This is a genomic window from Shewanella pealeana ATCC 700345, from assembly GCF_000018285.1.
Classification (GTDB): domain Bacteria; phylum Pseudomonadota; class Gammaproteobacteria; order Enterobacterales; family Shewanellaceae; genus Shewanella; species Shewanella pealeana.
In genome coordinates this window covers 2,182,616-2,205,748 of sequence record NC_009901.1, presented here as the reverse complement: position 1 = coordinate 2,205,748, position 23,133 = coordinate 2,182,616, and the positions used below count along the sequence as shown (strand labels likewise).

19 protein-coding genes are annotated in these 23,133 nt (G+C 43.8%); 4 read left to right on the top strand and 15 right to left on the bottom strand.

The genetic code is table 11. The annotated features are described in order from the left end of the window. Positions 1-168 precede the first annotated feature (168 nt). The 6 genes from cctA to bioB form a co-directional block, all read right to left on the bottom strand. Positions 169-516, bottom strand: coding sequence for a tetraheme c-type cytochrome CctA (cctA, locus tag SPEA_RS09475; protein WP_041411402.1), 348 nt, complete (start codon positions 514-516; stop codon positions 169-171). A 289-nt stretch (positions 517-805) separates the two neighbouring features. Beyond that, positions 806-1,669 carry a protease HtpX gene (htpX, locus tag SPEA_RS09470; protein ID WP_012155048.1) on the bottom strand — a complete coding sequence of 288 codons (864 nt, stop codon included), beginning with the start codon at positions 1,667-1,669 and terminating at the stop codon, positions 806-808. Between the two features lie 325 nt (positions 1,670-1,994). Beyond that, on the bottom strand, positions 1,995-2,660 hold the full coding sequence (bioD, locus tag SPEA_RS09465; RefSeq protein ID WP_012155047.1) for a dethiobiotin synthase: 666 nt from the start codon (positions 2,658-2,660) through the stop codon (positions 1,995-1,997). A gap of 27 nt (positions 2,661-2,687) precedes the next feature. Next, positions 2,688-3,458, bottom strand: a complete 771-nt coding sequence (locus SPEA_RS09460) for a methyltransferase domain-containing protein (RefSeq protein WP_012155046.1) — start codon at positions 3,456-3,458, stop codon at positions 2,688-2,690. Between the two features lie 84 nt (positions 3,459-3,542). Then, positions 3,543-4,736: an aminotransferase class I/II-fold pyridoxal phosphate-dependent enzyme gene (locus SPEA_RS09455; protein WP_012155045.1), complete on the bottom strand. Its 1,194-nt coding sequence runs from the start codon at positions 4,734-4,736 to the stop codon at positions 3,543-3,545. A 276-nt stretch (positions 4,737-5,012) separates the two neighbouring features. Next, the gene (bioB, locus tag SPEA_RS09450; RefSeq protein WP_012155044.1) at positions 5,013-6,065 is read right to left on the bottom strand and encodes a biotin synthase BioB; all 1,053 of its coding nucleotides are present in this window, start codon (positions 6,063-6,065) and stop codon (positions 5,013-5,015) included. 249 nt (positions 6,066-6,314) lie between these two features. Here bioB and bioA point away from each other — a divergent pair, with 249 nt between their 5' ends. Continuing rightward, positions 6,315-7,655, top strand: coding sequence for an adenosylmethionine--8-amino-7-oxononanoate transaminase (bioA, locus tag SPEA_RS09445; RefSeq protein WP_012155043.1), 1,341 nt, complete (start codon positions 6,315-6,317; stop codon positions 7,653-7,655). A gap of 412 nt (positions 7,656-8,067) precedes the next feature. After that, positions 8,068-10,152: an elongation factor G gene (fusA, locus tag SPEA_RS09440; protein ID WP_012155042.1), complete on the top strand. Its 2,085-nt coding sequence runs from the start codon at positions 8,068-8,070 to the stop codon at positions 10,150-10,152. A 586-nt stretch (positions 10,153-10,738) separates the two neighbouring features. Here the strand turns inward: fusA and SPEA_RS09435 are convergent. Both SPEA_RS09435 and cobB read right to left on the bottom strand, forming a co-directional pair. Then, positions 10,739-11,203 (bottom strand): AAA family ATPase, encoded by a 465-nt coding sequence (locus SPEA_RS09435; protein ID WP_012155041.1) that lies wholly within the window; start codon positions 11,201-11,203, stop codon positions 10,739-10,741. Positions 11,204-11,275: 72 nt separating this feature from the next. Further along, positions 11,276-12,001 carry a Sir2 family NAD+-dependent deacetylase gene (gene cobB, locus SPEA_RS09430; RefSeq protein WP_012155040.1) on the bottom strand — a complete coding sequence of 242 codons (726 nt, stop codon included), beginning with the start codon at positions 11,999-12,001 and terminating at the stop codon, positions 11,276-11,278. A gap of 268 nt (positions 12,002-12,269) precedes the next feature. Here cobB and fur point away from each other — a divergent pair, with 268 nt between their 5' ends. Next, on the top strand, positions 12,270-12,701 hold the full coding sequence (gene fur, locus SPEA_RS09425) for a ferric iron uptake transcriptional regulator (RefSeq protein WP_012155039.1): 432 nt from the start codon (positions 12,270-12,272) through the stop codon (positions 12,699-12,701). 69 nt (positions 12,702-12,770) lie between these two features. Here fur and SPEA_RS09420 read toward each other — a convergent pair whose 3' ends face one another. Beyond that, positions 12,771-13,271, bottom strand: a complete 501-nt coding sequence (locus SPEA_RS09420; RefSeq protein WP_012155038.1) for a GNAT family N-acetyltransferase — start codon at positions 13,269-13,271, stop codon at positions 12,771-12,773. Positions 13,272-13,423: 152 nt separating this feature from the next. Here SPEA_RS09420 and SPEA_RS09415 point away from each other — a divergent pair, with 152 nt between their 5' ends. Beyond that, positions 13,424-15,076, top strand: coding sequence for an FMN-binding glutamate synthase family protein (locus SPEA_RS09415; RefSeq protein ID WP_012155037.1), 1,653 nt, complete (start codon positions 13,424-13,426; stop codon positions 15,074-15,076). Here the strand turns inward: SPEA_RS09415 and SPEA_RS09410 are convergent, their stop codons facing one another. The 6 genes from SPEA_RS09410 to sucA all read right to left on the bottom strand — a co-directional run bounded on the left by SPEA_RS09410 (position 15,077) and on the right by sucA (position 23,122). Continuing rightward, a complete protein-coding gene (locus tag SPEA_RS09410) occupies positions 15,077-15,997 on the bottom strand; it encodes an AEC family transporter (protein ID WP_012155036.1) in 921 nt (306 codons plus the stop codon). Positions 15,998-16,389: 392 nt separating this feature from the next. Beyond that, positions 16,390-16,698, bottom strand: coding sequence for a hypothetical protein (locus tag SPEA_RS09405; RefSeq protein WP_012155035.1), 309 nt, complete (start codon positions 16,696-16,698; stop codon positions 16,390-16,392). Positions 16,699-16,953: 255 nt separating this feature from the next. Then, on the bottom strand, positions 16,954-17,826 hold the full coding sequence (sucD, locus tag SPEA_RS09400) for a succinate--CoA ligase subunit alpha (RefSeq protein ID WP_012155034.1): 873 nt from the start codon (positions 17,824-17,826) through the stop codon (positions 16,954-16,956). After that, complete coding sequence (gene sucC, locus SPEA_RS09395; RefSeq protein WP_012155033.1) at positions 17,826-18,992, bottom strand: ADP-forming succinate--CoA ligase subunit beta; 1,167 nt, start codon at positions 18,990-18,992, stop codon at positions 17,826-17,828. Before sucC ends, sucD begins: the two co-directional genes overlap by 1 nt. 78 nt (positions 18,993-19,070) lie before the next feature. Then, entirely contained in the window at positions 19,071-20,267 is a 1,197-nt protein-coding gene (gene odhB / locus SPEA_RS09390; protein ID WP_012155032.1) for a 2-oxoglutarate dehydrogenase complex dihydrolipoyllysine-residue succinyltransferase, read from the bottom strand. Between the two features lie 32 nt (positions 20,268-20,299). After that, positions 20,300-23,122: a 2-oxoglutarate dehydrogenase E1 component gene (gene sucA / locus SPEA_RS09385; protein ID WP_012155031.1), complete on the bottom strand. Its 2,823-nt coding sequence runs from the start codon at positions 23,120-23,122 to the stop codon at positions 20,300-20,302. Positions 23,123-23,133 lie beyond the last annotated feature (11 nt).

Sequence of the window (23,133 nt, the reverse complement as noted above, 5' to 3'; positions counted from 1 at the left end):
AAGCAAATTGTTGCTTAAGAATAGGATGAATAGACAGGAAATTTATAGCTAAAAACTCATGCTGAATGCTAACCACTGATTGCTAAACTTTTATGCAAACTGGGCTTTTAAAACACAAAAAAGCCAGCACATTGGCTGGCTCATTTCAGTAATTTGAGTTAACTCAAATTACTTAAGTACTGAATCTGCAGTACGGCCGTCATCATGACAGCTATCACAAGTAGGCTTATCACCTACGTTCATTTCATGTGGAGCATGACAGTCAGCACACATTAGCATGCCGTCGTGTGGTTGGTGAACTGCGTCCATTTCCGCCAATGTACCGTGACAAGATTGGCACTGTTCGAATTCGTACTCACCGTCTGCAGATGGTTCCCCATCAGCGTGACACGCTTCACAGCCATCCATCTCGGCATGCATTTCTGCCAGCTCTTGGCCTTCTGCGAAAGCTGCTGGTGATAAAGCGAGTGCTGCGAAAGCCGCACCAAAAATTGCACTTAGTAGTTTATTGCTCACAATTGTATCCTCATTTGATGTTCGCATAGTGAAAACCTATATGTCAGGTGGTTTTCATCTTGCAAACCATATTTTTAGCACGACTTAAGTTAATTTAGCTAAGCATTAACTAATCCGCAACTAATTTAGCTGAAAGATCATATCATTGTGGCTATCCACAAAACGTGCGCTCCATCAAATTAATTCTGGGAACATGCTTGTTTTCACTATTTATCACTTTGATTTTGAGCAATAAAAAAGCGGTTTGAGACTTTTAGTCCCAAACCGCTTTACTTGCAAGTAAGATAATTTAGTGAGCTCTTAACGCTTCGATACGCTTTTCTAATGGTGGATGACTCATCATCAATTCCGCCATAGATTTCTTACCGTTAATACCCAATGCTGACATAGATGCAGGCATCGCACCTGTTTCAGGGCCTTGACGTAATCTATCCAGCGCAGCAATCATCTTCTCTTTACCAGCAAGTTTTGCAGCGCCTTCATCGGCTCTGTATTCGCGAATACGAGAGAAGTAAGCAACAATCATTGAGGCTAAGATACCGAATAGCATATCTAGTACGAACACGACTGCCATATAAGCGAACATGCCTAGGCCTTCGCCCTCTTCATCATTGCTTGAAACAAAGTTATCAATGATACCCGCAACAACACGTGCTGCGAAAATAACGAAGGTGTTCACCACGCCTTGAATAAGCGTCAGCGTCACCATATCACCGTTGGCAACGTGACTAACTTCGTGAGCAAGTACCGCTTCAATCTCATCTTGATTCATGCCATAAAGTAAACCGCTACTCACAGCGACTAACGAGTTGTCCTTGCTTGGACCCGTTGCAAATGCGTTCAGTTCTGGCGATTGGTAAATCGCGACTTCTGGCATCTTAATCCCAGCTTGCTCAGCTTGACGGGCAACCGTCTCAACTAACCAACGCTCGGTGTTATCACGTGGCGTAGTAATAACCTCACAACCCATGGTCTTCTTAGCCATCCACTTTGAGATTGCCAAGCTGATAAATGCACCACCGAAACCAAATATTGCAGCAAACACAAGTAAGCCGCCCATGGTTGAGGTGTTAACACCTAAAATTGACATCACAATCGATGCCACCAATAAGATCGCCATGTTAGTGGCAATCAGTAAAAATATACGCTTCATTTAAGCTCCTGTAGGATACAAAGTACCTGATATACACTCTTGGAGACATAATATGTCCAAAAAACAAGAATTCAAGGGGAGAGAACGAAAATAATCTATCATAGCTTTAATAATAGACACTCCAACTCCACTTTTATATCAATTGATGTGAGTCTAGGTCTATTTCATTAAAACAAGATTAATTTATTCCGCAAAGAATGAGAATAATATTGAACTGGGATTAATCTTTGTTAACAAAAAGATAAGCCTAATTCACTCAGAAAATATCCCGTTGAATTAGGCTGCTTTTTATCGAATAAAATTGCTTACACTAAGGCTAAAGAAATTAGGCTAATAATGTTAGATCTAAATGGCTAGCCGCAGCTTCGGCTGTTGCCTCGGCAAGATAAGGAACATAGCCTAAACAAGGCGCTGGCAATAAAGCTTTTAAGCTCTCTAGGTTTTGCTCTTGATAGGCCATATCTTTATCCACTTGATTAGCTACCCAGCCTACAATGTTTAAGCCATCGGCTTTTATCGCTTGTGCCGTTAATAGCGCATGGTTCAAACAACCCAATTTCATGCCGACAACTAAAATTACCGGTAACTGCATCGACTGGACCACATCAGAAAGGAAATGCCCTTCTCCTAACGGTAGACGCCAACCACCAGCGCCTTCAATTAAGCAAAAATCTGCCCCCACATATTCAGCCATTTTTAACTGGGCTTCGATACGATTAGGCGCCAAATTTACACCTTTCTCAGCTGCAGCTAAGTGCGGCGCAATCGCAGGCTCAAAAGCAAAAGGATTGATATCCTCGTAAGGTAGCTTAATACTCGATGCTGCCATCAATGCAAGCGCATCGCTGTTTCTAAGACCATTCTCGGTTTGTTCGCAACCAGAAGCTATTGGCTTAAAGCCTACTGTCTCGCCTTTTGCTGCTGCTAACAATGCAGAAGAGATCAACGTCTTACCACAGTCGGTATCTGTACCCGTTACAAAAAATGTCATGTCTACTCCAAGTTGACTCAGCTGCGTTTAGCGCTTCTTACGCGCCTTTATAAAGCTAATGTTATAAGTTAAAGGTAGGCCCTCTGGGGCTCGATTTAACTCTGCCTTAAGCTGCAATGCTTGCCAATCTTTACGTCCTCTCAATGTGACTTGGGGCTGATTAGCACTCTGTTGTTGCTTAACAATTGATGCACCAACACCTTTTATCGACTGTAGCAATGCCCTTAAGTCGCTAAAGTAAACCGTAACGTCAAGGGTTTTACATACCTCGAGCTGCCAATTATCATCGTTAAAACAAGCGAGTAACTCCTGCTCATCGATAAAGGAATTCACCTTAAAGCCCAAATCGACTAACTGTTTCAGGCTATCTTTTGCGACTATGCTCATATTGAACTCACCACCTTGAGTGAGCACTCTATTGGCTTCACTCACGGCTTGTGGCAGATCTTGGCACCATTGTAAGGCGACATTCGAGTAAATACTGTCTATGACACCGTCAGCAATCGGTAGGTTTTGGGCATCGCCACAGATTGGCGCATGCTCGGGAAAGCTGCTGCTCAGTGTTCTCAGCATGCCGTCGGCAATATCGAGGCAGAACACTTGATTGACATGTTCAAACTGGGAAAAGTCCGTACCAGGGCCTGCACCGATATCAAGCAAGCGAGTACCTGGCGTCATCTGCGCCAGCAAACGCTTAGCCGTCTGCTGCTGGAGCACATCATAACTGTGATAATGTGCAGCGGCTGCAGAGAAACGCTCTGCGACCTCTAGGCTAAGATTTTCTGATCCTGTATTCACTGCATTGGATCCTAAACAATCAATTACTTTGATAGTTTCTAGTTTAAATTTTAAAAATGAGTTAAGGCTGAATGCCCACTCACATTAATCATCGTTCAATATGGTCGCCAACACATCCACTAGCGCCAAAATATCTCGCTGGCAATGGTTAGCATTCAACGTCAACCTTAGTCTTGCGCTATCCTTCGCAACAGTTGGAGGTCGGATGGCTCCTAGCCAAAAACCATGTTCTTTCAATCTTTTTGCAACCGCCATCGTCTTTGCCGCGCCCCCAAGAATTATGGGCTGAATGGCGGTTTGTGACTCAGTCAGAGCGATAGTATTAGCAGCACAAGCCTCCCTAAAACACAAAATGTTCTCAGTGAGCTTTTCTCGGAGTTCAGGCTGTTCTCTTATCATTTTTATCGCCGCATAAGCCGCTGCTGCGCTTGCTGGTGATAAAGCCGTCGAATAGATATACTGACGGGCATTAGCCACTAAGAAATCTATCAAATCTTGACTGCCTAGAATGGCTGCACCTTGGCCGCCCATGGCTTTACCGAAAGTCACCAATTGCACATCAATTTTGATCTCAGCGGATAAATTAGAAGCCCCGAGACCATTTTCACCTATGACTCCGAAGCCATGAGCATCATCTACGATTAGCCAGCTGTTATGCTGCTGACAAAGCGCTGAAAGTTCGGCTAACGGTGCTATATCACCGTCCATACTAAACACGCTCTCGGTAATTAAGGCACTAGGGGTAAAGCGTTCTAAATCTGTTTTAGCGCTTTCGATATCATTATGCGCAAACCGCTTAAGCTTAGCGCCGCTATCTTGTACGCCATCAATAACCGAAGCATGGATAAGCTTATCGGCTAGCACTGTGTCGGTTTCATTAAACAGCGTCTTCATCAGTGCCGTATTAGCGCTAAATCCTGAGCAAAATAATATTGCGGCCTCATGTCCCGTAGCTTCACATAAGGCCTGTTCAAGCTGCAGATGTGCTTGGCTGTATCCAACCACTAAAGGCGATGCGGCGCTACCTACACCATAATCTTTTGCTCCCTGATAAAGAGCATCAGCGATGGTGGCCGAAGTGCTTAGTCCCAAATAGTCATTACTACTGAAGTTGACGTAAGGGAGCGCGTCGACTTCGAAGTAGTTTGACTGACTAGGATCTAAAACAAGGTTTATTCGCTGCCTTAGCAGCCCTTGCTCATCCAATGAGCGATTTTTTGTAACCACTCGCGCGGTCAATGACTCTTTGGCTGGGTGATTAACGGAAGTTTCTGACATTAAGCTTGCTCGATTTTAGAATAATTTACCTAATAAACCCGCCTCAATTTAAAGCGGGTCATCTTGTTCTCGTTCATCATCACATGGGGCGTACATGTGATGATAAACTTGGAAGACACTCTCAGTTTCTAATAGTTAGCTTCATTATGGAAAGCTTTATAGCGGATAGATTTATAGTGAATAGTTTTCATAATGGCTAATGGTGTAATTCCGTTATTTTTTAATAATAGAACTATTCAATGCCCTAACTGTTACGAAAGCAATTGATATCGATTCTTAGAGCGCACCAGCATCATAAAATGCAGCTGACTTTTTATCCTGATGTGCCGCTGCTTTAGCTAGCATGGCTTCATCTTGCTCTTTTGTCGCAGCAATACCCTGCTCAGGATGTAAACCGAGACGTTTGAACAGACTCATATCATCATTCTCTTCTGGATTTGGTGTCGTCAGTAACTTACATCCGTAAAAGATTGAGTTAGCGCCAGCAAAGAAACACATAGCCTGTAACTCATCGCTCATGTTTTCACGACCGGCAGATAAACGAACTCGTGATTTAGGCATAGTAATTCGAGCTACTGCAATCGTGCGCACAAACTCTAATGGGTCGAGATCATCAAGTTTCTCAAAAGGCGTACCTTCAACTTTCACCAACATATTAATTGGTACAGAATCGGGATGTTGCTCTAAGTTAGCGAGTTGCTGGATAAGTCCCGCTCTGTCGGTGGCCTTCTCGCCCATTCCTACGATACCACCAGAGCAAACTTTCATGCCTGAAGCTCGTACGTTAGTTAAGGTATCAAGGCGGCTCTGATAGGTACGGGTAGTGATGACATCGCCATAATATTCAGGCGAGGTATCTAAGTTATGGTTGTAATAATCTAAACCTGCGTCTGCAAGCGTATTGGCTTGTTCAGCTGACAACATGCCTAAGGTCATACAGGTTTCCATACCAAGCGCTTTTACTTCTTCAACCATGGTTTTCAGATATGGCATGTCACGTTCTTTTGGATTGCGCCAAGCGGCTCCCATGCAGAAACGTGATGCCCCCGCAGCTTTTGCACTGCGCGCTTCGGTTAATACCGTTTCCATCGCGAGTAAGCGCTCTTTCTCAAGACCTGTATCATAGCGTGCACTCTGTGGACAATATTTACAGTCTTCAGGACAAGCTCCGGTTTTAATCGACAGTAAACGACTGACCTGAACTTCGTTAGGATCAAACTCTTGGCGATGAATGCTATGCGCCTGAAAAAGAAGGTCGTTCATCGGCAGTGCAAATAAGGCTTCTATCTCTTCACGTTTCCAGTTATTTCTTAGCTGTACTTCAGGCATTTTGTTCCCTTGTTAACTCACACATTCATCTAAATACTGTATATTATCACGCAGTCACAAACCTAATTAACAATCCACATGCTTAATTAGTTTGTACTCCTCAGAGGCTGCTTAGTAAATTTATTTTAAAAACATAGAATTAACTGATTTCAGCTAATTGGTTTTGCAAATATTTATCTTGCCTAGGATACCTGCAAGCCGTAACCTGTCAATGTCACATGAATCAAAAGGTTTACTAACGGTCAATATATGAGCAGCGATAATCAATCTACAACAACAGGTATCGATCTTCAATTTGATAGAGACCACCTATGGCATCCCTACACTTCAATGGCCAATGCGCTTCCCACCTATGGCGTTGTATCTGCAGAAGGTGTTGAACTCCAGCTAGAAGACGGCACAAAGCTCATTGACGGTACCAGTTCATGGTGGGCTTGTGTTCATGGTTATAGTCACCCAAAAATCGTTGCTGCTATGCAACAACAGACTGCGCAATTGAGTCATGTGATGTTTGGCGGAATAACTCACCGCCCTGCCGTTGAACTTGCGCGTCTACTTATCGAAATGACAAGCCCTAGGCTGACTAAGGTTTTTTTAGCCGACTCTGGTTCAATTGCGGTTGAAGTCGCGATGAAGATGGCGCTGCAATACTGGCAAGGTAAGGCTAAACCTAATAAACAGAAGATCCTGACTGTTAAGAATGGCTACCATGGCGATACTTTTGCCGCCATGAGTGTATGCGATCCTGAAGGCGGCATGCACACCATGTTCGGTGAGTTAGTGACTAAACAGCTGTTTGCCCCTGCGCCTCAATCTCGTTTCGATGACGACTTTAACCCAAAAGAACTCAGCGAGATTGACAACCTATTTGAAGATAATCACCAACAGATCGCCGCATTGCTCATTGAGCCTATTATGCAAGGCGCTGGCGGTATGCGTTTCTATCATCCAGAATACTTACGCTCGCTACGTAAACTGTGTGATAAATATGACGTGCTGCTTATTCTCGATGAAATTGCCACCGGCTTTGGCCGAACAGGTAAATTGTTCGCCTATGAACACAGCGGGATTGAAGCTGATATTTTATGCTTAGGTAAGGCATTAACCGGTGGCTATATCTCTCTGGCCGCAACCATATGTAGCAACGAAGTAGCCCAAGGAGTGAGTGACTCGCCAGCAGGAGTGTTTATGCATGGTCCTACCTTTATGGGTAATCCACTCGCCTGCTCTGCTGCTATCGCCAGTTTAGAGCTGCTTAAAGAAAATCGTTGGCAAGGACAGGTTCGCGCTATTGAATCTCAGCTCAAGCAGGAATTAGCCGACGCGATAGACTACCCAAATGTAAAAGATGTTCGTGTATTAGGCAGCATTGGTGTGCTCGAAATGAATGCTACCCTCAACACCGCTGAGCTACAGCAGCAGTTCGTCGATCTAGGCGTTTGGATAAGACCATTTTCTAACCTTATCTATATCATGCCGCCATATTGCATAAGTTCATCTCAGCTAAGCAAATTAACCCATGCAATGAAAACTGTGGCAAAACAGATCAGTTTACCCAATGATACCAGTGCTTTTATCAGTCATGGTTAACTGGTAAAGACATTCCTTTCTGTACTTTAATTCTCTGCCCGGCCAATGACGGTAAAACTTACCTAGGTCGGGCAGCCTTGCCTAATGAAGCAATTCGCACTCAGCTCATGACTCTATATTCTCTCTCGGCTAATGTTCACCCAATTTAAGTCCCTACTATCCCCCACTCACTTTACTGAAAATTAATTATTAAGTGGTACCACTTGGGGGAAATTTAGGCCAAAAATGCCGTCACCTAGTGAGAGGTAGGGCTTATCGATTAATTCCCCACCTTAGATTTGGCTATAAAATGTGATTTTTTTATGATATTTCGTTTAATTTAGCCCTGAATGATAAAAATCGATAAAATAAATTGAAAAGTATTGCTATACTTGCGCGGAATTTTAGAACGTAACTCCAATAGAGTAGAAAAATGACTGATTTATCAAAGTACAGAAACATTGGTATCTTTGCTCACGTTGACGCGGGTAAGACTACTACAACTGAGCGTATCCTAAAGCTTACTGGTAAAATCCATAAGCTAGGTGAAGTGCATGACGGCGAATCAACAACTGACTTCATGGAACAGGAAGCTGAGCGTGGTATTACCATTCAGTCTGCTGCTGTTAGTTGTTTCTGGAAAGATCACCGTTTCAACGTTATCGACACCCCTGGTCACGTTGACTTTACAGTAGAAGTTTACCGTTCTCTTAAAGTTCTTGATGGCGGTATCGGTGTATTCTGTGGTTCTGGTGGTGTTGAGCCACAATCAGAAACTAACTGGCGTTATGCTAACGAATCTGAAGTTGCTCGTATCATCTTCGTAAACAAGTTAGACCGTATGGGTGCTGACTTCTTACGTGTTGTTAAGCAAACTAAAGACGTACTAGCTGCTAACCCACTAGTTATGGTACTTCCAATCGGTATCGAAGATGAGTTCAGTGGTGTTGTTGACCTACTTTCTCGTAAAGCATACGTATGGGATGATACTGGTGAAGCTGAAAACTACACAGTAACTGACGTTCCAGCTGACATGGTTGACCAAGTTGAAGAATACCGTGAAATGCTAATCGAGACAGCTGTTGAGATGGACGACGACCTAATGGAATCTTACATGGAAGGCGAAGAGCCAGCTATGGAAGACATTAAGCGTTGTATCCGTGCTGGTACTCGTGACATGACTTTCTTCCCAACATACTGTGGTTCTGCTTTCAAGAACAAAGGTATGCAGCTTCTTCTTGATGCTGTTGTTGATTACCTACCAAACCCAGTTGAAGTTGATCCACAGCCTCTAACTGACGAAGAAGGTAACGAAAACGGTGAGTTCGCTTTAGTTTCTATCGACGAGCCACTAAAAGCACTAGCATTCAAAATCATGGATGACCGTTTCGGTGCACTTACATTCGTACGTATCTACTCTGGTCAGCTACGTAAAGGCGACACGATTCTTAACAGTGCAACTGGTAAGACTGAGCGTATCGGCCGTATGTGTGAAATGCAAGCTGATGAGCGTAACGAACTTGATTACGCACAAGCTGGTGACATCATCGCGATCGTTGGTATGAAGAACGTGCAAACTGGTCACACTTTATGTGATGTTAAGCACCCTTGTACTCTTGAAGCAATGGTATTCCCAGAGCCAGTTATCTCTATCGCAGTAGCGCCAAAAGATAAAGGCGGTTCTGAGAAAATGGGTATCGCTATCGGTAAAATGATTGCAGAAGATCCATCTTTCCGCGTAGAAACTGACGAAGACTCAGGCGAAACTATCCTTAAAGGTATGGGTGAACTTCACCTAGACATTAAGGTAGACATCCTTAAGCGTACTTACGGCGTTGAGCTAATTGTAGGTGAGCCTCAAGTTGCTTACCGTGAAACTATCACTCGTGAAATCGAAGATAGCTACACTCACAAGAAGCAATCTGGTGGTTCTGGTCAGTTCGGTAAGATCGACTACGTTATCCGTCCAGGCGAAGCTAACACAGGCTTAACGTTCAAATCTTCAGTTGTTGGTGGTAACGTTCCTAAGGAATTCTGGCCAGCAGTTGAGAAAGGTTTCGCTAGCATGATGAACACCGGTACTGTTGCTGGTTTCCCTGTGTTAGACGTTGAATTCGAACTTAAAGATGGTGCTTTCCACGCAGTTGACTCATCAGCTATCGCGTTCGAAATCGCTGCTAAAGGTGCTTTCCGTCAATCTATGCCAAAAGCCGGTGCACAACTTCTTGAGCCTATCATGAACGTTGACGTATTCAGCCCAGATGACAACGTTGGTGACGTAATTGGTGACCTTAACCGTCGTCGTGGTATGATCAAAGACCAAAACGCTGGTGTAACTGGTGTTCGTATTAAGGCTGACGTACCGCTTTCAGAAATGTTCGGTTACATCGGTTCACTACGTACTATGACTTCTGGTCGTGGCCAATTCTCTATGGAATTCGCTCACTACTCACAGTGTCCAAACAGTGTTTCTGAAAAAGTTATCGCTGACGTTAAAGAAAGAAACGCTAAGAAGTAACTATTAATTTAGTTATGACTCTTTAGAGTTTTAAACTTTAATAAAAAGCCTATAGATGTAAATCTATAGGCTTTTTTATTACTTAAAATTCATCTTAGCTGAGGCGAATAACTGAATCTATGAATGAGGGATTAGTCATGCTGAAAATTGATTTAGTAACGGTGCATGATGCCAATCAGTATAAAGACTTGGTCCCTCAGAGAGCGGGTTAGCGGTTCTGAGGCAAGGCAACGAGTAAAGAGCATAGTGAAACTAGGTTTAAGCTCCCTTTTGTTCCTTAAGAGTCACAGTATCAGAACCGCTAAAGCTCGCCATTCTAGAGCGTTTTTGGCTGCCTACTTCTGCGTTGAACAACTTCACAAGGGAGCAACCATTCTTTCAATTATTCGCCTTGAATTAGTTTGCCAAAAAACCTTCTGAGTAGCTCAACTTCTTATACTGATTGGTATAAGGCGTTAATTGGTAAGTAAAAGTGTGCCGGCATCAACTTATGATGATAAATGAGAACTTATTTCCTTAACCAATTCAATTCGCTAAGTTAGCTGAATTAACTGTGACAAAATAAACAAACTCACGTTTAATCGCCCTAACCATGGGGCTCAAAAACATTAGCCATCCTGATAATACTTTTTAGTGGCACTCGATGCTTATTTCTATCTGCACAGAGAAGCTGATGCTGTTTATCTTTTGGCTCACCGATCTGCTGGATCTGTACGCGATACCCTTCAGCCTTAGCCGCTGCACAATAATCCTCAAATTCCCATTGCGCCATATTGGTATTGTCACAAATAACCAAGGGAGTTTTATTTGCTATTGCATGAATAAACCGCGTTAAGTTCAACTGGTGAAATTTAGCTAAATCTTTCGCATTAAAACAGTACTTACCATCTTGATAGAAAAACTCATCGGTTGAGCAAACCTTAAAATGCTCACTGTCACAATCACGTTTTGGTAAAGCATTAACGTACTCCTCTACCCAGTAGCTCTTACCACTACCAGGTAGACCGCGCATTATAATAGCCGTACCATTATAATTTGACTGGTGTTTCATCTGTTTAATCCCCTAAATCTGACTCGTTATTAGTAAGCTGTGTCCTTATTCCTCGCAACGACTCCCCAGCCATTATCCTATGTTATTGACGATTTTTCCGTTAAGAATATCATCTACCAGTTTTGGCACGACTTCACTCGCCCTTCCCTCTAAATGGTATTGGAACTGACTGTGCCGATCCGCTGGCATCAAATTAACCTCAACCGTTTGAGCCCCGTGATGATTTGCAGTATCGACAAAGCCTGCTGCAGGATTGACGGTACCAGATGTGCCTATGGCAATGAACAGATCGCAAGTATCCAGCGCATGCTGAATTCTATCTAAACCGAAAGGCATTTCTCCAAACCATACAACGTGAGGCCTTAATCTTTGTGCTGGGATACAACATGTACAAGTATGCTTAGGTCCAAAAGCTTCTCGCAGAAGAAATGTTTGCTGTGAACGTGGGCAACGGCCTTTTGATAACTCACCATGCATGTGCAACAGGCGCCTAGAGCCCGCTCTTTCATGTAAGTCATCAATGTTCTGAGTGACAACCAAGAGCTTCCCATCAAATTCTTGCTCAAGCTTCGCCAGTGCAGTATGGCCCGCATTGGGTTCAATTGAACCATTATGAAACTGCTGCCAACGATCGTTATAGAAGCGCTCGACCAATAAAGGGTTATTAGCATACCCTTCTGGTGTCGCCACCTCTTCAATTTTATGCTCCTCCCACAGGCCGTCTTGATCTCTAAAGGTACGTAACCCAGATTCTGCTGAGATCCCTGCCCCGGTCAAAATTACAATCTGCTGGTACATCTACTGTCCTTTTTATTTGTCTTTATAATGATTTTGCCTGCTTGTGGGCTCACATGACATTAGGCGTTAGTATAAATGGCCAATAACAATACAAAATGTATGCTTAAATTGCTTGTTTTATATCTAGTTAATGGCTTTTATTTACTTAAGGTGCTTTATTGCAAGATCAAAGGTTTAAGTTTTCAACTGGTACACATATAATGGATTGAATACCCACAAATGAACGGATTAACTTATAGCTAATCGTTCTGCAATCAAGAGACCAATAATGACAGATGGAAATCAAGCACTAAAGAAAGCGGGTTTGAAAGTGACCTTACCACGAGTCAAAATTTTAGAATTGATGCAAGCGCCGGAAAATCAACACATCAGTGCTGAGGATCTCTATAAGAAATTACTCGACTTGGGGGAAGAGATAGGTCTTGCTACTGTATATCGTGTTCTTAACCAATTCGATGATGCGGGCATTGTGACTCGTCATCACTTCGAAAGCGGAAAAGCCGTTTTCGAACTTGCATCACAGCATCACCACGATCACTTAGTTTGTTTGTCATGTGGCAAAGTCATCGAATTCTCAGATGAAATGATTGAACGCCGTCAAGATGAAATCGCGATGAAGCACAACATTAAACTGACAAACCACAGTTTATACCTTTATGGTGTTTGCACTAACGATGAGTGTGACCACGGCGTAGCTTAACTGCAGCGTCCGCCATAAAAGACCAGCTAAGGCTGGTTTTTTTGTATCTATTTATTAGCCTTTATCTGGCTAAAGCACTTTATGGAATACATTCACTTTATGGCCCATAAACTTAGCACGGTTTCGTTCCTTCATGCCTATTTTACGCGCAACGCCTTCCGAGCCTTTATTCCCAAGTAAAATCAGTGCAATTGCTTCATTGATATCGTAATCCTTAAAACGATCGAGTGCAGCCAATCCAGCCTCACAACCTATGCCTTGTCCCCAGTATTGAGGTAAATAACGGTAACCAAGCTCAACTTCATTAAACTCTGTAATAAAAGTCGGTCCACAAAAACCAATGACTTTACCGTCGGCTTTATGCTCAACTGCCCAGCGGCCATAACCCCGTTCTTGATAGCTTTTAGTGATTACATTTTCAAAAATCTGCTCAGCCTGAGATATTGACGTCATTGGCTCGCCAGGAATAAAAGTTAAGACTTCAGGAATACTGTTCAACAAAAAGATAGCTCTGGTATCTTTAGCCTCGAAATGACGCAAGATCAGCCTGTCTGTCTCAGTTATAATCACAATAAACTCCTTTTATTCCCCTTCCTAATAACTGAACTAATATACGCGTATTTTGTTTAGTTTAGAAAGTATTAAAACATGTTTGCTTAAACGTCACCGATAGCGTTCAATGAGTTCATACCGCAGTGAAGTCAGCAACAAAGGAATGCTTTATGACTATTATGCAGAAGGTCTATTGGGTTATTGCAACCTTAGGGAACCTAATCGCCATCAATTATATGCTCAATAATACTGGGCTGTTCCCTAGCTTAGTACTGATGTTTACCCTTTTCTACACCGTCATTGGTTATTTCGACATATTCCATAGCCGACATACGCTAAATCGCCTCTATCCTGTCGTCGCCTATCTAAGATACTTTTTGGAATCTTATCGTGTCGAAATTCAGCAATATTTTATTGCTAATGACACTGAGGAGACACCATTTAATCGAGAACAACGCTCCCTAGTTTATCAAAGAGCGAAGAATGTCAGAGATACTATCGCCTTCGGCACTCAAAGAGATCTGCTAGAAGATAATTATCTTAGCCTTTGGCAGTCCCTGCATCCTAAGGAAATCCAAGACACTGCTAAAAGAGTGCAAATCGGCGGACCCGATTGTTTAAAGCCTTATCAAGCTTCCTATTTCAATATATCAGCAATGAGCTTCGGCTCCCTTAGCGCAAATGCAATCGAATCCCTCAACCTTGGGGCACTAAAAGCGGGTTGCTATCACAACACTGGCGAGGGAGGCGTTAGCCCTTATCATCTGAAGCACCAAGGCGATATCGTATGGCAACTAGGTTCGGGGCTTTTTGGCTGTCGTGATGAGGATGGAAACTTTAATCCAGACACCTTTCGCGCTATGGCAACACGGCCTCAGATAAAAATGATTGAAATAAAACTGTCTCAAGGTGCAAAGCCTGGACATGGAGGCGTACTACCTAAAGCTAAAATAACCGATGAAATTGCAGCGATTCGCCATGTTCCAAAAGACAGAGATTGCGTATCACCTGCCGTAAACCCAGAATGCACTACGCCAAAAGCGTTACTGAATTTCGTTAAGAAACTTAGAGAGCTCAGCGAAGGTAAACCCATTGGTTTTAAACTTTGTGTGGGTAACCCTGTCGAGTTCCTTGGCCTGTGTAAAGCCATGATTGAAACCGGGATCACACCAGACTTTATTACTGTCGACGGTGCAGAAGGCGGCACAGGTGCTGCGCCAGTAGAATTTACCAACCGCTTAGGCATGATGTGCCTAGAGGCAGTATATTTCGTCCATAATGCCTTAGTCGGGGCAGGACTAAGAGATAAGATTAAAATCATTGCATCGGGAAAGACCGCATCAAGTTTCGACCTCTTGGCTAAAATAGCCATGGGCGCAGATACGGTAAATGCGGCTAGAACCATGATGATGTCGTTAGGCTGTATCCAGTCAAGGCACTGCAACACCAATATGTGCCCAACGGGTATCGCGACTCAAGATCCAGCTAGGAGTAAAGCTATCAATGTTAGCGACAAGAGTGAGCGAGTTAAAAACTACCACAAAAATACTCTCAATAGTTTCTTTGAGCTAGTTGGAAGCATGGGGCTAGATAGCCCAGAGAAACTGCAACCACATATGCTAAAACGCCGCACGCCTTATGGTTTATTGATGTCTGTAGGTAGTTTGATTGAGCCCCTAAAAGAGAACGATTTAACTAGTGAAAATCAAATTTCTGGTCCATGGAACCATTGGTGGAGCATGGCTCAGACTGAAGACTTCTATTCAGAGGATGTCTACATTCTCAGTCCAGCAGAGCTTTCACGAACTCATAAGCAAGGTTAATCAAACTAACAGGCTAAGCCACAAACTCATTGTAAACACTGACAGTACCGTAGACATGACTACGGTACTGGCTATAACAGCCTGTTGAGCTTGTAGCTGCATAGCAACTAGATACGCATTGACTCCTAAAGGCGAAGCACTGAGCAACACCAGCAGCGCTAACGAATCTCCCTCAATAGAAAACACAAAGCGACCAATGCCATATACACACAATGGCAAAACCAGTAATTTAATCACCGATGCAATCAATGCCAAATGCCAATCTTTTGCAATCTTATAGAATGATAGATTTGCGCCTAGGACAAAGAGTGCACAAGCGAGAGCGGGCTCGCTGAGTAAGCTCAAGCCATTGACTAGATTGTTCTCTATAGGCACCTGCAGTAGGTTTAAGATGAGGCCAGCAGAGATACTCAATACAATCGGGTTTAGTATGATCCCTTTACTAAATTTCCAAGCTCCAGCATGACTCTGCTTAGCACTCAAAATAAAAGTTAATGAAAACAGTAAGGCACTATGAAAGGTGATCACTGCAAACACCTTCCCCATCATCTGCTCCCCTAGTGCCCCTACGATAATCGGCAATCCAACCAATATTGTATTTGAGTAGCTACAACCTAACGCATAAACGGCACTCTTTGCTTTCCTAGGAGCTCCCTTAGGGCTGAAACAGTAATATAGCCCTGCGCTTAAGCCAAAAGTCGCGATAACGGGTAGGTAAAAACTACTTAGACTGAATATATCAAAGCTGCTTTCCAAGTCTGCCTGATACATATTGATAAACAAAAAGGCGGGAATACAGATATAAAATGTAAAAAGACTGATCCCAGCAATATGCTCTTTTGTAAATGGGCCTTTAGCGGTTAATAGATAACCTAGACTCGCCATAAAAAGTAACGGAAAAATAATCGAAATCGTCGACATTAAGTCAAGTACCTGCTCTTTGGCAAAAAGAAATCAAACGCGTTCATTACAACGAGCGCATGATAACAGAGTTGAAAAATGTTTGTTAACAATGGGCTTTTACCGCGTGTAGATATGTTATTGATACAATAATACCAATTAGTATGAGAAGTTGATCTACTCAGAACGTTTTTTGGCAAACTAATTCAAGGCGAAAAACTGAAAGAATGGTTGATCCCTTGTGAAGTTGTTCAACGCAGAAGTAGGCAGCCAAAAACGCTCCAGAATGGCGAGCAAATCTTTATACTGATTGGTATAAATCAATGCCAAAGCAAAGTCTTTCGGGTAGCCGATTTTTTCGATTAGCCATCCATTTCGCGGAAATGCGAAATGGATAGGGGCTCCACGAGCCCTTACTTACTGGAGATATTAAGTGGGATAATATTGCAGAAAATTTCTTTTTCGAATTGCTGCTCTAACTGCTCACGCCAAGACTGCTTGTTGATCGGCACCAAGTAAAACTCTTCTCTAGAGGTATCTGTGACGAACGCTAAACCGTGGCGCATTAGCTCAAAGTGAATATCATTCACAAAGTCAGATGAGAAATTTTGCCGACCAGTTAACTGGTTAATGTCACTACGCGTAAGGGAAACGCCCTCTTTAAGACTGCCAAATCTCAGCCTTAACCAATCGGAAAACTCTTTTGCACTGACCATAGACATAAATGTTACCTGCAAGCTCCCAATAGATAAATTAGGTATAACAGATTGGCTTAAGTCCGCCATTTTTTTGACCAAATATTGCGTTTTTATCACCAAAAGTTCTAGAAAACTAAAAATACACCAAATTAAACTCTAAAAACAGATCTCCAAAATCTCAAAAATAGACTTATACCAGTATGATTAAATACGTAGGAACACCTTCTTTTTAGGCAATAAAAAAGGCGCTCTAGGCGCCTTTTAATAACTAATTAGTGTTTACCAACCAGTCTTAGTGCGTAATGCCTTACCGATGTCAGCAAGTGAACGTACTGTCGTAACGCCTGCAGCTTCAAGAGCTGCAAACTTGTCTTCTGCCGTACCCTTACCGCCAGCGATAATTGCGCCAGCATGACCCATACGCTTGCCTTCTGGTGCAGTCACACCGGCAATGTATGAAACTACAGGCTTAGTGACGTTAGCCTTGATGTATTCAGCCGCTTCTTCTTCAGCAGTACCACCAATTTCACCAATCATCACGATTGCTTCAGTAAGTGGATCGTTTTGGAACATTTCCAATACGTCGATGAAGTTAGTACCTGGAATTGGGTCTCCACCAATACCGACACAAGTTGATTGGCCAAAACCTTCATCAGTAGTTTGCTTAACCGCTTCGTAGGTTAATGTACCAGAGCGAGAAACAATGCCGACTTTACCTGGCTTGTGGATGTGACCAGGCATGATACCAATCTTACACTCACCAGGAGTAATAACACCTGGGCAGTTTGGACCAATCATGCGAACGCCAGTTTCTTCAAGCTTAACTTTAACTTGAAGCATATCTAACGTTGGGATCCCTTCAGTAATACAAACGATTAGCTCGATGCCACCGTCGATTGCTTCTAGGATTGCATCTTTACAGAAAGGTGCTGGAACGTAGATAACTGAAGCCGTTGCACCTGTCACTTCCACAGCGTCTTTAACAGTATTGAATACTGGAAGACCTAAGTGGATTTGACCGCCTTTTCCTGGAGACACACCACCGACCATCTTTGTGCCATAAGCGATAGCTTGCTCAGAGTGGAACGTACCTTGACCGCCAGTGAAACCTTGACAGATAACTTTGGTATCTTTGTTAATTAATACAGACATTATTTGCCCTCCGCAGCTTTAACTACTTGCTCAGCCGCGTCAGTTAGACTTGTAGCAGCGATGATATCAAGGTCAGAGTTAGCTAGAACTTCACGACCTAGGTCGGCGTTAGTACCTTCAAGACGAACAACAACTGGTACTTCAACACCCACTTCTTTAACTGCACCGATGATACCTTCAGCAATCATGTCACAACGAACGATGCCACCAAAGATGTTCACAAGAACCGCTTTAACGTTTGAATCAGACAAGATGATCTTGAATGCTTCAGCTACTCGCTCTTTAGTTGCTCCACCACCAACGTCTAAGAAGTTAGCTGGCTTGCCACCGTGTAGGTTAACGATATCCATAGTGCCCATCGCTAGGCCTGCACCATTCACCATGCAGCCAACGTTTCCGTCTAGTGCTACATAGTTAAGCTCGAACTTAGCCGCGTGCGCTTCACGAGCATCATCTTGTGATGGATCGTGCATATCACGGATCTTAGGCTGACGGAATAAAGCGTTGCCATCGATACCAATCTTGCCATCAAGACAGTGAATGTTGCCTTCGTCAGTGATAACAAGTGGGTTGATTTCAAGTAGAGCAAAATCATGATCTTCAAACATTTTCGCTAAGCCCATAAAGACTTTAGTGAATTGCTTCATTTGTGTTGGGTTAAGACCTAACTTGAAGCCAAGATCGCGAGCTTGGTATGGCTGAGGGCCTGTAAGCGGATCGATGATAGCTTTGTGGATCAACTCTGGCGTTTCTTCGGCCACAGTTTCAATTTCCACACCGCCTTCAGTCGATGCCATAAACACAACGCGACGTGTTGAGCGATCGACTACTGCACCTAGGTACAATTCATTTGCGATATCAGTACAGCTTTCTACTAAAATTTTAGCAACTGGCTGACCTTTCTCATCAGTCTGATAAGTAACAAGGTTCTTACCTAACCAATGCTCAGCAAATGCTCTGATCTCTTCTTTGTCGCCAGTGACTTTAACGCCACCCGCTTTACCACGGCCGCCAGCGTGTACTTGACACTTAACAACCCACATATCACCGCCAATATGGCCTGCTGCTTCAACTGCTTCTTGGGCAGTATCACATGCAAAACCTTCTGACACTGGTAAACCATATTCGGCAAATAGGGCTTTTGCCTGATATTCATGCAAATTCATGATGATCTATCCATTATACTTCTTATGTATTTCAGCAGGCCCAAACGGGCCCGCAGCTAGGGTATTGTCTGTCTTGACTTATAGGTCAAGAAGCAGACGAGTTGGATCTTCAAGGAAGTCTTTAATAGCAACCAAGTAACCAACTGATTCACGTCCATCTACAATACGGTGATCGTAAGAAAGTGCGAGGTACATCATAGGCAGGATTTCAACCTGACCATTTACTGCCATAGGGCGATCTTTGATGGCATGCATGCCTAAGATCGCACTCTGTGGCAAATTCAAAATTGGCGTTGACATCAATGAGCCAAATACACCACCGTTAGTCACGGTGAAGTTACCGCCAGTCATGTCATCAACAGTTAACTTACCGTCACGACCTTTAATGGCTAGTTCACGAACATTACGCTCGATATCGGCAAGGCTCATCTTGTCAGTGTCACGCAAAACTGGTGTCACTAGGCCACGAGGAGTCGACACTGCGATGCTGATATCAAAGTAGTTGTGATAAACAATGTCATCACCATCGATTGATGCATTCACTTCAGGGAAACGCTTAAGCGCTTCAGTAACAGCCTTAACATAGAAAGACATGAAACCTAGACGAATACCGTGGCGCTTCTCAAAAACCTCTTGATATTGCTTACGGATATCCATAATTGGCTTCATGTTAACTTCGTTAAACGTTGTTAGCATAGCCGTAGAGTTTTTTGCTTCAAGCAGACGATTAGCAATCGTTTTACGAAGACGTGTCATAGGCACACGCTTTTCGCTACGCTCGGCTAATGGCGCCACTGCAGCAGGTGCTGAAGCACTTGCTGGCGCTGCTGCAGGCTTGTTCTTAACGAACGCTTCAACGTCTTCTTTAGTGATGCGTCCGCCAACACCCGTGCCATTAATCGCATTGGCATCAACATTATGCTCTGCGATAAGACGGCGAACTGAAGGGCTTAGTGCGTCGTTTGACTCGTCAGATGCATCGCTTGCAGGCGTTGCCGCTTCCGCTTGGGCTTTAGTGACTTCTTGACCTGCAACTGCGCCAGCAATAAAGCTAGCAATCACTGCTTCACCAAGAACTGTGTCACCTTCCTGAGCTAGAAACTCAGCAACTTGTCCATCTTCTGGTGCAACAACTTCAAGTACGACTTTATCAGTTTCAATATCAACAAGGATTTGATCACGAGAAACTTGCTCGCCAGCTTGAACATGCCAAGTAGCAATGGTTGCATCTGCAACTGATTCTGGCAGAACGGGTACCTTAATTTCGATACTCATGGATTACGATCCTTTTTATATAATGTCTATTACTACAGTTTCAACGCACTGCTGATTAATGATTCTTGTTGCTGAGCATGCAATGCAGGATAACCACATGCTGGCGCAGCTGACGCTTCACGACCGGCGTAGCTCAATTGAGCTCCTTGCGGGATGACGCTCCAGAAATGGTGCTGACTGCAATACCAAGCACCTTGGTTTTGCGGCTCTTCTTGGCACCAAACGAAATCTTTAACATGGCTATATTCGGCAAGAACGGCTGCCGCTTCTTCGTGTGGGAACGGGTACAGCTGTTCAACACGAATTAGCGCAACATTGTCTAAGCCTTCTTTACGGCGACGCTCGAGTAGCTCAAAATAAACCTTTCCGCTACAGAATACGACTCTATCGACTTTACTTGCATTTAATTCATCAATCTCGCCGATGATATTCTGGAACGAGCCTTCAGCGAGCTCCTCCAGACTTGATACGGCTAATGGATGACGCAGTAAAGACTTAGGTGACATAACCACAAGCGGGCGGCGCATTGGGCGCACAACCTGGCGACGCAACATGTGGTAAACCTGAGCTGGAGTCGATGGTACACACACTTGCATGTTGTGATTAGCACAAAGCTGTAGGAAGCGTTCTAAACGGGCACTCGAGTGCTCTGGACCTTGGCCTTCATAACCATGTGGTAGCAACATAGTTAGACCACATAAACGGCCCCACTTCTGCTCACCGGATGATAGGAACTGGTCAATAACCACTTGGGCACAGTTAGCAAAATCACCAAACTGCGCTTCCCAAAGCGTTAAGCCGCCTGGTTCAGCAGTCGCATAGCCATATTCAAATGCCAGTACCGACGCTTCAGATAATACCGAGTCGGTAATATCTATTGGTCCTTGCTCATCTGCAATATTACGCAGCGGCATATAAGCCGTTGCATCATTTTGGTTATGCAGCACAGCGTGGCGATGGAAGAAAGTACCACGGCCTGAGTCTTGACCGGTTATACGAATGCGCTTCTTGTCTTCAAGAATCGATGCATAAGCCAATGTCTCGGCAAAGCCCCAATCTAGCAGTTTCTCGCCAGATGCCATCGCGAGACGATCTTTGTAGATTTTTGCAACGCGTGATTGCAGCTTATGGCTTTCAGGCACATAACTGATTTTATCAGCCAGATTTTTGATGCGCTCAATTGACATCTGTGCATCGTATGCATCATTCCAATCGGCCCCAATATAAGGGCTCCAGTCGACCGAGTGTAAGGTCATTGGTCGCCATTCTTTAACGACACAATCACCGCCATCGAGTGCATCACGGTAATCGTTCACCATAGATGTGACTTCATCGCTACCAAGCGCATTTTCAGCAATCAGTCTGTCGGCATAAATCTTTCTTGGTGTTGGATGTTTCTTGATCTTGGCGTACATCAATGGCTGAGTGGCACTTGGCTCATCGGCTTCGTTATGGCCATGACGGCGATAACAAACCAGATCGATAACCACATCACGCTTGAACTCGTTACGATAATCAACCGCAAGTTGCGAAACAAACGCGACGGCTTCAGGGTCATCGGCATTAACGTGGAAAATCGGTGCCTGAACCATTTTAGCGATATCGGTGCAGTACTCAGTAGAACGTACGTCTTCAGTTAAGTTCGTGGTGAAACCCACTTGGTTATTGACTACGATGCGGATACTACCGCCAACCTTAAAGCCACGGGTTTGTGACATGTTAAAGGTTTCTTGCACAATACCCTGACCTGTAATAGCAGAGTCACCGTGAATAGTGATTGGCATCACTTGCAAACCCGTATCGCAACCACGACGGTCAAGTCGAGCACGAACAGAGCCAATAACCACAGGATTAACAATTTCTAGATGAGATGGGTTAAAGGCCAGTGCAAGGTGAACGTTGCCACCTGGTGTTTCAAAATCTGACGAAAATCCTTGGTGATACTTAACGTCACCCGAGCCATTTAGCTCGTCGCTGTGCTTACCAGCGAATTCGTCAAACAATTCTGATGGCTTCTTACCAAGAATATTTACCAGTACGTTCAAACGACCACGGTGCGCCATACCAATAACCACTTCTTTGGTACCCGCATCGCCAGCGCGATAAATGATTTCGCGCATCATAGGAACGAGTGCATCGCCGCCTTCTAATGAGAAGCGCTTTGCCCCTGGGAACTTAGCACCTAGGTATTTTTCCATACCTTCAGCGGCGTTGAGTCCTTCAAGAATTCGAGTCTTATCTTCTTTTGAGTAATTTGCAGCACCGAGAGAAGGTTCGAGACGTTGCTGGAGCCAGCGTTTCTCATCGGTATCAGTAATGTGCATATACTCTGCACCGATAGAACCACAGTAAGTGGCCTTAAGTGCTTTAACTAAGTCCACCAGCTTCATGGTTTCGCCACCATGAGCAAATGAACCCGTGTTAAATTGACGCTGCATATCATCGCTATCTAAGCCATGAAATGCTGGGTCTAACTCAGATACCTTGTCACGCTTCCAAATATCAAGCGGATCTAAATTGGCATTCTGATGACCGCGGAAACGGTGAGCGTTAATTAACTGTAGGACTTTAACTTGTTTTGCATCGACTTCATGGTCGGTCACCTTAGGTGAACCTTTCTGACGTCCTTCTAATGCAAGACTACGAAAATAGTCACGTACTTTAGAGTGGGCAGCTTCTGGTGCATCAGCCGATGCGCCATTAACTAGAGGGAGGTTATCAAACACGACACGCCAGTCTTCTGTTACCGACAGCGGGTCTTCTTGATAGGCTTCATACATCTCTTCTACATAGGTCGAGTTCGCACCATTGAGATGAGACGATTCGAGCCAGGCTTTCATGATGCCTTGGTGCATTTCTATTCCTT

Excerpts from the sequence above, each read along its gene's own strand:
- htpX (WP_012155048.1), bottom strand. The coding sequence starts at position 1,669 with ATGAAGCGTATATTTTTACTGATTGCCACTAACATGGCGATCTTATTG.
- bioD (WP_012155047.1), bottom strand. The coding sequence starts at position 2,660 with ATGACATTTTTTGTAACGGGTACAGATACCGACTGTGGTAAGACGTTG.
- SPEA_RS09455 (WP_012155045.1), bottom strand. The coding sequence starts at position 4,736 with ATGTCAGAAACTTCCGTTAATCACCCAGCCAAAGAGTCATTGACCGCG.
- bioB (WP_012155044.1), bottom strand. The coding sequence starts at position 6,065 with ATGCCTGAAGTACAGCTAAGAAATAACTGGAAACGTGAAGAGATAGAA.
- bioA (WP_012155043.1), top strand. The coding sequence starts at position 6,315 with ATGAGCAGCGATAATCAATCTACAACAACAGGTATCGATCTTCAATTT.
- fusA (WP_012155042.1), top strand. The coding sequence starts at position 8,068 with ATGACTGATTTATCAAAGTACAGAAACATTGGTATCTTTGCTCACGTT.
- SPEA_RS09435 (WP_012155041.1), bottom strand. The coding sequence starts at position 11,203 with ATGAAACACCAGTCAAATTATAATGGTACGGCTATTATAATGCGCGGT.
- cobB (WP_012155040.1), bottom strand. The coding sequence starts at position 12,001 with ATGTACCAGCAGATTGTAATTTTGACCGGGGCAGGGATCTCAGCAGAA.
- fur (WP_012155039.1), top strand. The coding sequence starts at position 12,270 with ATGACAGATGGAAATCAAGCACTAAAGAAAGCGGGTTTGAAAGTGACC.
- SPEA_RS09415 (WP_012155037.1), top strand. The coding sequence starts at position 13,424 with ATGACTATTATGCAGAAGGTCTATTGGGTTATTGCAACCTTAGGGAAC.
- SPEA_RS09410 (WP_012155036.1), bottom strand. The coding sequence starts at position 15,997 with ATGTCGACGATTTCGATTATTTTTCCGTTACTTTTTATGGCGAGTCTA.
- SPEA_RS09405 (WP_012155035.1), bottom strand. The coding sequence starts at position 16,698 with ATGTCTATGGTCAGTGCAAAAGAGTTTTCCGATTGGTTAAGGCTGAGA.
- sucD (WP_012155034.1), bottom strand. The coding sequence starts at position 17,826 with ATGTCTGTATTAATTAACAAAGATACCAAAGTTATCTGTCAAGGTTTC.
- sucC (WP_012155033.1), bottom strand. The coding sequence starts at position 18,992 with ATGAATTTGCATGAATATCAGGCAAAAGCCCTATTTGCCGAATATGGT.
- odhB (WP_012155032.1), bottom strand. The coding sequence starts at position 20,267 with ATGAGTATCGAAATTAAGGTACCCGTTCTGCCAGAATCAGTTGCAGAT.
- sucA (WP_012155031.1), bottom strand. The coding sequence starts at position 23,122 with ATGCACCAAGGCATCATGAAAGCCTGGCTCGAATCGTCTCATCTCAAT.